This is a genomic window from Nostoc sp. FACHB-280, assembly GCF_014697615.1.
Taxonomy (GTDB): domain Bacteria; phylum Cyanobacteriota; class Cyanobacteriia; order Cyanobacteriales; family Nostocaceae; genus Nostoc_B.
On record NZ_JACJSD010000016.1, the window covers coordinates 1 to 12781 of the forward strand.

Sequence of the window (12781 nt, forward strand, 5' to 3'; positions counted from 1 at the left end):
CAAGTTTTCCTGGTGCCTATGGCGCGGTGGAACCACACTGATACATCCCGAACTCAGAGGTGAAACGCTGCTGCGGCTACGATAGTTGGAGGGTCGCCTCCTGCCACAATTGCTCGGCGCCAGGTCTTTTAATTTACCGAAAGCTCCTTAGTGCTAATGATATTACTAAGGAGCTTTTTAGTATTTATTCTCTTCACTCTTCAGATTTGAACATAAAAAATTTTGAACGCAACAGTACCTAGTGACTATTATCAATTTTTAGCATAACCACAAATTTCAATTTCTGCCTGAGTAAAGTTATCCTTCAATATCTTACGCAACACACGTTGAATATGCAGGTGTTTTCCTGGCTTAACTTTTGTCAGCGTCAGCAACAATAAGTTATCCTCTCCAAAATGTTCTATTCCTGCTACTCGCGTTGGTTCTAAAACATCAGCTTCTTCCACTTTTAACTGCTGTCCTACCTTTTCCACTACTCGATATACATAATCTAAATTAGAGTCGTAAGAAACACTAAATTCTACTCTTGCATATATATATTGCTTAGAAAAGTTGATAATTGAACCTATATCTCCATTGCGAATAATTTGTAGTTGTCCATCGGGATGGCGGACATGAGTAGTTCGTAGCTCAATGGCTTCGACAATTCCTTCTACACTTCTTTCTTCCATTTTGCCAGCTTCAATATAATCACCTACCAAGTAATAGTTTTCAAATAAAATCAAAAATCCACAAACAACATCATTAATTAGATTTTGCGCCCCCAGCCCAACTGCTATACCGACAATTCCTGCACCTGCTAATATTGGCGCAGGATCAATGCCAATCAGTTTAAGGATAGTCACTCCGGCAGTAAAATAAATAAAATATTTGGCGAAACTCCGAATTAAGGGAATCAGTGTCAGCCGTTTTTGTCGCTGTGAGTCGTTGACATCTGTGGTTCTTAAATAGAACTCATCCAGTAAAAAGTAAGCAACTTCTATCAAAGTATTGCTAAGAAAGAAAACACCTATAATTTGAACAACTCTGGGAGTATAAGTACTTATCCACGCAATAGGTTCTATTTCTGGCAGAACGAGATTTACAATCCCAACATAAAGCACATATTCTAAACATTTTTTAAATAGTGGAATTAGGTGACGCAACCGTTCATATAAGCGCAGAAGATTGTTAGAATGAGAAAACTTGAGACTGAGAGCATCAAGAGTATCAACAATGGTTGCAACCGCTTTGACAATTAATAATCCAACTGAAATAGTGATATAAATTTTTAAAGCTATAAACAGATATTTAGTAACAATTGTGGGGAGATACAAGAAATTAGCACATAAAATAGCAGTAGCTAGCCATGCACTATGAATAATAATTCTTTTGAAAGTCTGGAAAAAAGCCTCGACACTTTCATCATTAGCTTTGATTTGATCAACTTTTTTGGCATACTCAGAAATCCAGTCTATGCCGCAGCTTAAAGGTGGTATGCTAAATTTAACTAGCAATAGCAAAATGAGAGTCTTTAAACTTGTAGTAACCAGATTAACCCAAAATTGTGTAGGAAGGCTACGAATCAAATTAAGTTGAAATTCTTGAACATTTTCACCTCGATAAATTATCATCCAATTCACAGCAAACAACGCCAAACATATCACCGCATAAATCAGCATTAAAATTCTGACAATACTATGACGTAAAAAGGTGAGATTTGCAGTTCTTCCTTGCAGCCAAGCAATTTTAGTTAACTGTTTAAAGATAATTCCAACTAGCCAGTTTAATAGCCAAAAAATAAAAAATATAAATATGGCTTCACCGAAAATAATTGCTATATTTGCTATATTCATTTTTTAATATGATTATTTAAAATAACATCAAATCATTTATCTCACTAAGCTTTTAAATAAGCTGGTAGTATTTTCATAAATCAGCCCTCAAAAATAAATGATACAGGCTTTTTCAGGGTATATAAAATTGAGGCGCTTTTGCCAGAGTGGTGATTCATTTTTAGTCTTATATAATAAACTGATACGATTTTTGGATAGCTTATGTAGTTTATTGTTATGATTGTTACTTGATAGCATTTAAAGTACGTAATTATACTTTGAATACTCTTAAATTTCTCCGACTTCGTATAAAAATGCAAGGACAGTTAAGACATTTAAGATAGTCTAGATTAATAAATAATTAAAACAAATTGTTTATCTATTTTTGGGTTTTTCTACTTATCAGTTATAAATTTATTGGGAAAAAAGAGACTAAATATGAGTATTTTTCACTGAAAAATGATTTATTTATCCCAAGGAATCGGAAAACAGAATTCAGTGATTTAACGGTGCGTTAGCTAAAACCTTACTGAACCAATGGCTACGCTAGGCAGTTTTTCTCAGATTAGTCGGTGGCGTGATAACCAAGATCACATAGAGTGCAGCTTCTCATAGAATTGGCATCAGCACTTTGCTATCAATAAAAATATATTTTCTCATCTTCTAATAGTATTATTTGAACTCAATTTTTCTCTAACCTTATTGCATTATTTTGTTACCCACAATTCCCACCGCAGAAGGAGCCGATTAATATCTCGTTAGTGAGAAGCAATTTTATTTAAATATTTTTAATCTAAAAAGTAATTAGACAAGATTTATTTGTTCTCCGCCGAAATAAATTTTAGGTTACTTGATTGCAAATTAAGTATCTATTTATGTTGGCTGTTGTATTGAATTATTTGGAGGTTGGTAATGAAGAGATTAATTTTGTTGTCTAGTTTAAGTTTAGCGATCGCAGCTACCTGTCTTCCGGCTCAGGCTCAAAGACAAGATATGTCTTACAATAGTAATGCTCCCCGAATTAGCAGTACCAGTGGTTACGATAGTACTCACACAATTACTGTTTACACAGGTATGCAGCCTTTATCTTACCTGATAGTTAGGCCTTCAGAGGCTCTAAAAGTTAGCAATGATATTGACGTGACTGATCAATCTGGTCGTCGCGTTGAGGCTAACATTTCTAGAGACGGCGAGAGAATGATTAGAATTAACTTCTCTCAACCAGTACCCCCCGGAACTAATCTCAATATTGCTTTTAGAAATATAGACTTTGCCAATGCTTTTCCTAATAGAAGCTTTGTTTACTATGATATTTCCGGCGGACACATCGGTTTATCGCGAGAAGTTCCCTATGGTTTAGCCCAAGTTCAGGTATATTAATTTTTGGGTTAAAAGGTAATTAAAAAGTAGAATTACTGCACAATAATTTTTCTACTTTTCCCATCTTTCAAGCTAGATATAGGAATTCTAATTCATGCGTGAATAACAATATCCCCGACTCCTTTAAGAAGTCGGGGATATAAAATTTGGTATAGCACTCATATTATTCAGAATTCTGACTTTTAAAGTCTAATCGATTAATAAATTTTGTTCTTTTGATAACGCCAGTCATACCATTGTTTAGCACTACGTACAGCAAACCACAACAATACTAAAGCAATTATTCCCCCTTGCCACGGTGCATCAAATGCAAATAACACTAAGGCAATGCAGAGAGTATCTTGCAGAAAAGCCGCCCACAAAGGTAAACCACGTAAGCGATAAAACCAACCAATTTGCACAAGTTGTAATACTAAAGCTAATAATCCACCCGTTAAAGCAATCAACCAGTCTGGTGTATCTGTAGCGGAAGCAACGGCTAAACCCATAATTGCCCCCACTATTGGAGATAACAATAGTTCAACTACCTGTATTAATCGTTGTCCCAACAATTTTTTGCTGCCGAAAAATTCTAGTAATGACCAACTGGTAAGTAAGCACAACAAAATCTTGGGGGAAATGTGAGATAAAATCGGAGTCTGCGACCACAAGTTGCTGCCCTGCAACAGTCCGATAATTAATAGAGGTATACCTATTCTTAATCCTGCTGCCGCAGAAGCAGAAAGCATGGCAAGTATTTCAACCATGAGGGCAAGTGCTAGATAAGTATTTGTTACTTATATTACCCAGTGTTGATCAAAATTACAGCACATAGAGAAATAATTTAGTAATTGTTGTGACTTAAATTACTAAATTTTGCTCTCTAGTATTGCCAGATGAATGGAATTCGCGGCTATAAAAACAAAGTCCGCCAGGGCGGACTAACACCAATTCACTTAAATCTTAATTGGTACTTTTATAGCTTTACACCCCTGTGTTTCTTGAAAGGAACTAAATATCCAAACGTTGGTAAATTTCTTCCAAATGTTGGAGATGGTGTTGAGGATCAAAACACTTTTCTATTTCTGCGGGGGAGAGTTTTGCTGTGACTCGCGGATCTTGGCTAATCAAATCGTGAAAATTACCTTCTGGCTTATTCCAAGCAGTATGGGCGCTTTGTTGCACGATCGCATAAGCTTCTTCGCGGCTTAAACCCTTGTCTACTAAGGTAAGTAGTACTCTTTGACTGAAGACTACACCGCCATAGCAATTAAGATTTCGTGCCATGTTCTCTGGATACACCAGCAGATTTTTCACTAAGTCAGTGATTTCTATGAGCATGAAGTGCGTTAAAATACACGCGTCTGGTAACACTACCCGTTCTACAGAACTGTGGGAAATATCCCGTTCATGCCATAAAGCGACGTTTTCTAAAGTTGCACCAGCATGACTTCTCACCAACCGCGCCATCCCGGTTAATCGTTCGGAACGGATGGGGTTGCGTTTGTGGGGCATAGCACTAGAACCTTTCTGCCCTTTGGCGAAAAATTCTTCGACTTCCAGAACGTCTGTTTTTTGCAGGTTGCGAATTTCGACGGCAAAACGTTCAATGGATGCAGCTAGTAATGCTAATTGCTGCACATAATCGGCGTGGCGATCGCGGGAAATTACTTGAGTGGAAGCTTTATCTGGTTTGAGTCCCAGTTTTTCACAGGCGATCGCTTCTACACGGGGTTCAATGTTGGCGTAAGTTCCCACTGCACCGGAAATCTTACCTACAGCAATGGTTTCCCGCAGAATGTTGAGGCGTTCTTGATGACGCAATACTTCTGCTAACCAGCCAGCTAACTTAAAACCAAAGGTAATCGGTTCGGCGTGGATACCATGCGATCGGCCAATCATCACGGTATTTTTGTGTTCCCTTGCCTTTTGGCGAATTACCTCAATCAAATCTGCCAGCCTGTGGGATATCACATCCAAGCTGGCGACTAATTGCAATGCTAAAGCTGTATCTAGTACATCAGAACTAGTCAGTCCTAAGTGAATATAACGTCCCGCCTCACCAACATATTCGTTGACATTTGTCAAGAAAGCAATGACATCATGACGGACTTCTGCTTCAATTTCTAGAATCCGTTTCGGCTCAAAATTAGCTTTGGCTTTGATTTCTTCAACTGCACCAGAGGGAATATAACCTAATTCAGCTTGGGCTTCGCAAGCTGCAATCTCTACCTGAAGCCAGGTTTTGAACTTATAAAATTCAGTCCACAGGTTGCCCATTTCGGGCAAGGTATAACGCTCAATCAACGTTCGCGGCAGAATACAACTGTCATATTTTACATGCTAATCAGCATTGATAGACAATAAGAAGGTAAGAGGTAACAGGTGACAGCTTGTGTTAGCGTTCGTTGTCCGTTTATCCGAAATAGTCACGTTCAGGTAATTCTTGATCAAGTATCGATGCTGTAGTGCGATCGCCTTAAAGGCTTGCATCTGCTCATCCTAACCCGCAGTCCCTAGAAGTCATCAATTACAACAGATTCAGCTTTTTGAGCAACAGCACCAACGAAAACATTTCCGCCTTGTTAAAGTCAGGCTTCCAAATCGGATTATCCTCTGACTCCGCCTATAATGTGGCTTGTTTAGCGTCACAGTTAGCACCGATTTGTTTGTATACCAATACAAAGTAAGAATTCGGCGCAATTTAAATAGCTAATTATGATTTTTACATATTTTTAAAGTATTTGACTAATTGTAACAAATAGTGACGAGTCTTGGCCTGCTTATAAAACGAAAATGCTAATTGGGAATACTAGCTTCGTCAAACAAAATTACACAATAGGGTAAGTAGAAATGGCAGACGTAAGCTCTACTATAGTGATTCCTGGATATCAAATAATCACACAATTGTATTCCAGTTCTAAAACTAGGGTATATCGAGCAATTCGAGAGCCAGAAAAACTTCCAGTAGCGATCAAGATTCTGACATCAGAACATCCCAGCTTTAACGAAATACTGCTATTTCGTAACCAGTATACAATTAGTAAAAATCTTAATATTCCTGGTATTATTCATCCCTTATCGTTAGAAACCTATGGTAATGGCTATATTTTGGTGATGGAAGATAGGGGAGAAATTTCTTTAAGAGAATATATTAAAACTACTACCATCTGCCTATCTGAATTTTTAGAGATTGCAATTCAATTAACTGATACTCTTCATGGGTTAAATCAAAACCGTGTAATTCATAAAGACATTAAACCTGCAAACATTCTGATTCATCCGCAAACAAAGCAAGTTCAACTGATTGATTTTAGTATCGCCTCTCTATTGCCTAAAGAAAACCAAGAAATAAAAAGTCCTAATATTTTAGAAGGAACACTGGCTTATATTTCTCCAGAGCAAACAGGTAGGATGAATCGAGGAATAGACTACCGCAGCGATTTTTATTCTCTAGGAGTAACATTTTATGAATTGTTAACAAAAAAATTGCCATTTAAATCTGATGATCCAATGGAATTAGTGCATTGTCATTTGGCGAAAATACCAAATGAAATCAAAAATGAACAGATTCCCCAAGTACTTTCAGATATTGTCATGAAATTGATGGCAAAAAATGCTGAAGATAGATATCAGAGTGCTTTGGGGCTAAAATATGATTTAGAAAGTTGTTTATATCAATTAAAAGAAATAGGTAGTATCGATAATTTTCAGGTTGGTCGAAGAGATGTGAGCAATCGTTTCTTAATTCCTGAAAAACTCTACGGTCGAGAGACAGAAGTTAAAATCTTACTCGAAGCTTTTGAGCGTGTAGCTAATGGTAGTTCGGAAATGATGTTGGTGGCTGGATTTTCCGGAGTCGGTAAAACAGCGGTAGTCAATGAAGTCCATAAACCAATTACCCGTCAAAAAGGATATTTTATCAAAGGCAAATTTGACCAATTTAATCGCAATATTCCCCTATTCGCCTTTGTCCAAACCTTAAGAGATTTGATGGTTCAATTATTGTCAGAATCAGAAATGCAATTGCAAACATGGAAAGCTAAAATTCTGGAAGCTGTAGGCGATAATGGACAAGTCTTAATTGAAGTGATTCCTGAACTAGAACTAATTATTGGTAAACAACCTCCAGCACCGGAATTATCAGGAACTGCGGTACAAAATCGCTTTAACTTATTATTCTCAAAATTTATTGCTGTCTTTACCACCAAAGAACATCCGTTAGTTATGTTTCTGGATGACTTACAGTGGGCAGATTCCGCTTCTTTACTGTTAATTAAACTTTTGATGCAGGATAATAATTATTTACTGATATTAGGGGCTTATCGAGATAATGAAGTCAAAGCTACACATCCTTTCATATTGATGGTAGCAGAACTGAGGCAAGCGCAAAAAACTGTGAATACGATTATTCTTTCGCCTCTGGGTTTAATTGATGCCAATCAGTTAATTGCTGATACATTGAATTGTATAACCGAGCGAGCATACCCCTTCACAGAATTAATTGTTCGCAAAACCCAGGGAAATCCGTTTTTTATCACCCAGTTTCTCAAAGCTTTACACGAAGCAGAACAGATTACATTTAATTCTGAACAAGGCTATTGGGAATGTAATATTGATCAAATCAATGAGCTATCTTTAACTGATGATGTAGTAAATTTTCTGGCTGCTCAGTTGCAGAAATTGCCTACTGAAACCCAAGAATTACTTAAGTTAGCAGCTTGTATTGGCAATCAATTCGATTTAGCAACTTTAGCAATTATTTGTGAAAAATCACAAGCACATACTGCAATGGTTTTGTGGAAAGCTTTACAAGAAGGATTGATTGTGCCGCAAAACCAAATGTATAAATTTTACCTGAAATATAATGCTACAGAAGAGAATACTGGCAACATCGAAAATGTAGTGTATCGCTTTCTGCATGATCGCATCCAACAAGCTGCCTATTCCTTAATTCCTCTGGAACAAAAACAAGCAACGCATCTAAAAATTGGTCAACTTTTGCTCCAGAATATCCCAGCTTCAGAACAAGAGCAAAAAATATTTGATATTGTAAACCAGTTAAATTATGGTGTAGAGCTAATTCAAAATTCAGCAGAATTAAATGAGATAGCAAAATTAAATTTAAAGGCAGGACGTAAAGCAAAAGCTTCTACAGCTTACGCAGCAGCGATTAAGTATTTAAATTTAGGATTGGAAATAATTGCCAAAGATAGCTGGGAAAAACAATATGTTTTCTGTTTATCGCTGCATGAAGAAGCCTGTGAAGCCGCTTACCTCAGTGGTGATATTGAAAAGATGGAAGAATTAGCTGCTATAGTAATTCATTCAGCCAAAAATATTTTAGAAACCATTAAAGTCTACGAAATCGAAATTCAAGCATACATTACTCAAAATAGACTGACAGAAGCTTTCAAGATAGGTTTAGATATTCTCAAACTCCTGAATGTTGAATTTCCAAACAAACCATCACAGTCAGATATTCAACAAGCTTTCCAGACTACAGCAGTCAAATTAGGCGATCGGCAAATAGCAGATTTAATTGACTTACCAGAAATGGGCGATTTAGAAATTTTAGCAGCTATGCGTATTTTATCAAGTATATTTGCTGCCGCCTATCTTGGTAATCCCGAATTTTTACCTTTAATCAGCATAAAAATGGTTGACTTATCAATCGATTATGGCAACACAGGTATATCATCTTATGGCTATTGTACTTATGCGTTCCTCTTGTGTGCTGTAGTTGGTGATATAGATTCTGGTTACGAATTTGGCAAATTATCTTTAAATGTATTGTCTAAAACTAATGCTTCTTTACTACAAGCTAAAGTTTTAATGATTTACAATAGCCTTGTTAGACATTGGAAAAATCATGCAAGTCAATCTTGCCAGCCGTTGCAGGAAGTTTATCAAATTGCCTTAAAAACTGGTGATTTAGAGTTTGCCAGTTATTCCTTACATAATTACTCCTTTGGTTGCTATTTAATAGGTGAAGAACTAATTGGACTGGAACAAGAAATGTCTGGTTATTGCGAAGTATTGCAGCGATTAAAGCAAATAACTGGACTTGGTTATGTTCAAATTTGGCGACAAACGGTTTTAAATCTACTTGGCAAAAGTAAAGCAACAACCATTTTAGTTGGTGATGTATATAACGAGCAAAATATGTTATCAATTCATCATGAGATGAGTGATATAACAGCAATAGCTACGGTATATTTCAATAAATTGACCCTAAGTTATTTATTTGGTGACGTATTACTTGCCTTAAACTATGCTGTTGAGGGAGAAAAATATTTACCTGCTTTAACAGGTTTGTTAATTTTCCCGGCTTTCTATTTCTATGATTCTCTTATTCGATTAGCGACATATTATGAAGTTATACCACTAGAGCAGCATAATTTTTTAGAAAAAGTATATGCAAATCAGGAGAAAATTCAACATTGGGCAAATCATGCTCCGATGAATTTCTTGCATAAATATTACCTTGTGGAAGCAGAACGCTATCGGGTGATGGATGACAAAATAGTGGCAATGGATTATTATGACCACGCTATTTCGGGAGCCAAAGCAAACGGTTACATTCAAGAAGAAGCCCTAGCTAACGAACTAGCGGCTAAATTCTACTTGAACTGGGGTAAAGAAAAATTTGCCTCCTTTTATATGCAGCAAGCTTACGACTGCTACAGCCGTTGGGGTGCAAAAGCGAAAATTGCTCATTTAGAACAACAATATCCTCAATTATTAATAGCTATCAACCAACCTACTGATATTACCATCACACCGGAAACGACTATCGCCCAAACATTTATTAAAAATGCCACTGGCAATAGCAGCCAAAATTTAAGTTTAGATTTGCCATCTGTCATGAAAGCGGCACAAGCCATATCTCAAGAAGTTGAATTAGACAAACTTTTAGCAACTTTAATGCAGATTGCTACAGCCAATGCTGGCGCACAGATTGGTCATTTAGTTCTTCATCAGGAGGAAAAATTATTAGTAGTTGCTCAAGCTAATACTACACAGGTAAAAACTTTAGAAATTTCCTTAGATAAATATCTAGAGATTCCCCAAAATTTGATTTATACAGTAGTACGAACTCAACAGACGGTTGTGTTTGAAAACTTGAGCAATGTACCACAATTTGCAGGCGATCTCTATATAATTACCCATCAGCCCAAATCAGTTTTGTGTACTCCAATTACTCGTCAAGGAAAACTTGTTGGTATTTTGTATTTAGAAAACAATTTAGCTGTAGGCGCTTTTACGAGCGATCGCATCGAAATTTTACAACTTTTGGCAAGCCAAGCTGCCATTTCAGTAGAAAATGCCCGGCTGTATCAACAAACCCAAAACTATGCCCAAACTCTAGAACTAGAGGTAGAACGTAAAACCCAATCTCTCAACCAAAAAGCTCAAGCTCTCAACCAAAAAGCTCAAGATTTAGAGCAAACCCTGCAAAAATTGCAACAAACTCAAGCGCAATTAATTCATAGCGAAAAAATGTCATCTCTAGGTCAAATGGTGGCTGGTATTGCTCATGAAATTAATAATCCAGTTACTTTTATCAGGGGCAATCTCACCCATACAGAAAATTACATTCAAGATATGATGCGGTTACTCACACTTTATCAGCAGGAATACCCTCAAGCTAATCCGGTTATTCAAGCTTTAGAGGAAGAGATTGAGCTTGATTTTCTGTTTCAGGATGCCCATCAAACTCTAGAATCTATGAAAGCCGGCAGTGAACGGATCAGCCAAATTGTTTTGAGTTTACGTAACTTTTCCCGTTTGGATGAAGCCGAAATTAAGGCTGTAGATTTACATAGTGGCATTGACAGCACATTATTAATTGTCCAACATCGCTTGAAAAAATCTGTAAACCAACCTGAAATTTGTGTGATCAAGGAGTACGGTGATCTACCTCTAGTGACTTGTTATCCTAGCCAGTTGAATCAAGTTTTTTTGAATATCATCAATAATGCAATTGATGCGATTCGAGATAATCGCTTATGTAGCGAAAATCCTCAAATCCGTATTAGTACCGAAGTAATTGACACTAAACGCTTACGAATCGCAATTTTTAATACAGATAGTAACATTCCTGAAAGCCTGTATGAGCGGATTTTTGAACCGTTTTTCACTACAAAGCCAGTGGGACGTGGTAAAGGCTTAGGTTTATCTGTCAGTTATTCAATTGTTCAACAACATGATGGCAATTTAACTGTACATTCTCATCCCATACAAGGAACAGAATTTGAAATTGTTCTTCCTGTCGGTTAAATTGCTCAAATCCCAAATTGAGTGATCCGTTACATCAAACTTACTCAAACCTAAATTAGCCATTCTTTATCGCTAATCGCTACTCGAATATGGCATTTACTTGTGATCTTAGCTCGCCCTCAAAGATCCCAAATGGGTTCTATAATTAGGTGTTAGCAGAAAGGAAAGAAATATTTTCAGCAAGATAATCAGGAACAGTCACACCTTGTTGTTTCGCCCAAAATTGGCTTAAAAAATGGATTTGTCGTAAACCAACAATTAAATTTAATCCAGGGATAAATAGCCACCAAACTACTAAGGGTTCTTTTAAACCTGCTTGGCGGTACAGTTCATTCACAGTTTTATATAACTTAAACTGCACAATATAAATCCACACAATACCCAGCAGCGAAAACCAACCAAACCATCCAGGTACATCAGGATCAAAGATACGTAAAGCTTGGGGAATTGCAACTCCGAAAACAAAGGGTGCTAAACTCAGGGTTCCTGACCAACCAAACCCGTTATAACGCCTTAGTTCTTCTTGGATAATCCATTTGTACCAGCCGTAATACAGCATCCCGGTAATCACAGACAAGAAAATTACTCGCCACAACGGACGGGGTTTACCTAAATCTTTTGCTGACATTGATTTACGCCTGAGATATCAAATACATTTCTTAACATTTCTTAATGTAAGATATCCCAGGCGTTTTTGTCTAACTTTGTTCTTGAGGAACTTGGTTGATTTGCGCCATTAATTGTTCTTTATCACGTTTGCGTTTTTTGGCGTATAGCTGAATAGTCACCGCCATAAAAATAATCAAGCCTAAAATTCCCCAAGCTGTGATGTCTGTGGGTAGATTGTTTTTGAATACAGCTAATAAGACAATCACCACCAACATAACTGTAGGTGCTTCGTTTAAAGCACGTAACTGTTGACCAGTCCAACGACATTCATCATTAGCTAACTTCTTCATTAAACGACCGCAGTAATGATGATAAGCCAATAAAATTGCGACAAATAGTAGCTTGAAGTGTAGCCAACCCTGTTTTAACACTTCTGGTTCGGTACTCACTAAACCGATCGCCATCGCTACTGTAACTAACATTCCTGGAGTAGTGATAATGCGATAAAGACGTAATTCCATAATTTGATACTGCTTTTTCAGTATCGTGCGTGCTGGTTCTGGTTCTTGTTCGGCTTCAACGTGGTAAATAAACAAACGCACCAGATAAAATAGTCCGGCAAACCAAACTACAATGCCAATAATATGAAATGCTTTAAACCAAGAATAAGCCATGAATTATCATCTCCATTAAGTGGCTTTGATGAGATCGTAAGT

General features: G+C 37.0%; 7 protein-coding genes and 1 rRNA gene. 3 read left to right on the forward strand and 5 right to left on the reverse strand.

Features of this window, described 5'->3' with window-relative positions:
- Positions 1-8: 8 nt before the first annotated feature.
- Positions 9-125: ribosomal RNA gene (gene rrf, locus H6G75_RS13600) — 5S ribosomal RNA — on the forward strand.
- A gap of 126 nt (positions 126-251) precedes the next feature.
- On the opposite strand, the gene H6G75_RS13605 is transcribed toward rrf, so the two are convergent.
- Positions 252-1835 carry a mechanosensitive ion channel family protein gene (locus H6G75_RS13605; protein WP_190980589.1) on the reverse strand — a complete coding sequence of 528 codons (1584 nt, stop codon included), beginning with the start codon at positions 1833-1835 and terminating at the stop codon, positions 252-254.
- Positions 1836-2726: 891 nt separating this feature from the next.
- On the opposite strand from H6G75_RS13605, the gene H6G75_RS13610 reads away from it, so the two are divergent.
- Positions 2727-3194 carry a DUF2808 domain-containing protein gene (locus H6G75_RS13610; protein ID WP_190980590.1) on the forward strand — a complete coding sequence of 156 codons (468 nt, stop codon included), beginning with the start codon at positions 2727-2729 and terminating at the stop codon, positions 3192-3194.
- Positions 3195-3391: 197 nt separating this feature from the next.
- On the opposite strand, the gene H6G75_RS13615 is transcribed toward H6G75_RS13610, so the two are convergent.
- Positions 3392-3940 carry a DUF4126 domain-containing protein gene (locus H6G75_RS13615; RefSeq protein WP_190980591.1) on the reverse strand — a complete coding sequence of 183 codons (549 nt, stop codon included), beginning with the start codon at positions 3938-3940 and terminating at the stop codon, positions 3392-3394.
- A 244-nt stretch (positions 3941-4184) separates the two neighbouring features.
- Positions 4185-5480, reverse strand: a complete 1296-nt coding sequence (gene purB / locus H6G75_RS13620) for an adenylosuccinate lyase (RefSeq protein ID WP_190980592.1) — start codon at positions 5478-5480, stop codon at positions 4185-4187.
- Positions 5481-6026: 546 nt separating this feature from the next.
- Between purB and H6G75_RS13625 the strand changes: the two genes are divergently transcribed.
- Positions 6027-11456 carry an ATP-binding sensor histidine kinase gene (locus H6G75_RS13625; protein WP_190980593.1) on the forward strand — a complete coding sequence of 1810 codons (5430 nt, stop codon included), beginning with the start codon at positions 6027-6029 and terminating at the stop codon, positions 11454-11456.
- Between the two features lie 145 nt (positions 11457-11601).
- Here the strand turns inward: H6G75_RS13625 and H6G75_RS13630 are convergent, their stop codons facing one another.
- Positions 11602-12084: a hypothetical protein gene (locus H6G75_RS13630; protein WP_190980594.1), complete on the reverse strand. Its 483-nt coding sequence runs from the start codon at positions 12082-12084 to the stop codon at positions 11602-11604.
- Positions 12085-12154: 70 nt separating this feature from the next.
- A complete protein-coding gene (gene hemJ, locus H6G75_RS13635; protein WP_190980595.1) occupies positions 12155-12739 on the reverse strand; it encodes a protoporphyrinogen oxidase HemJ in 585 nt (194 codons plus the stop codon).
- Between the last annotated feature and the right edge of the window lie 42 nt (positions 12740-12781).

Excerpts from the sequence above, each read along its gene's own strand:
- H6G75_RS13615 (WP_190980591.1), bottom strand. The coding sequence starts at position 3,940 with ATGGTTGAAATACTTGCCATGCTTTCTGCTTCTGCGGCAGCAGGATTA.
- H6G75_RS13625 (WP_190980593.1), top strand. The coding sequence starts at position 6,027 with ATGGCAGACGTAAGCTCTACTATAGTGATTCCTGGATATCAAATAATC.
- H6G75_RS13630 (WP_190980594.1), bottom strand. The coding sequence starts at position 12,084 with ATGTCAGCAAAAGATTTAGGTAAACCCCGTCCGTTGTGGCGAGTAATT.
- H6G75_RS13605 (WP_190980589.1), bottom strand. The coding sequence starts at position 1,835 with ATGAATATAGCAAATATAGCAATTATTTTCGGTGAAGCCATATTTATA.
- H6G75_RS13610 (WP_190980590.1), top strand. The coding sequence starts at position 2,727 with ATGAAGAGATTAATTTTGTTGTCTAGTTTAAGTTTAGCGATCGCAGCT.
- hemJ (WP_190980595.1), bottom strand. The coding sequence starts at position 12,739 with ATGGCTTATTCTTGGTTTAAAGCATTTCATATTATTGGCATTGTAGTT.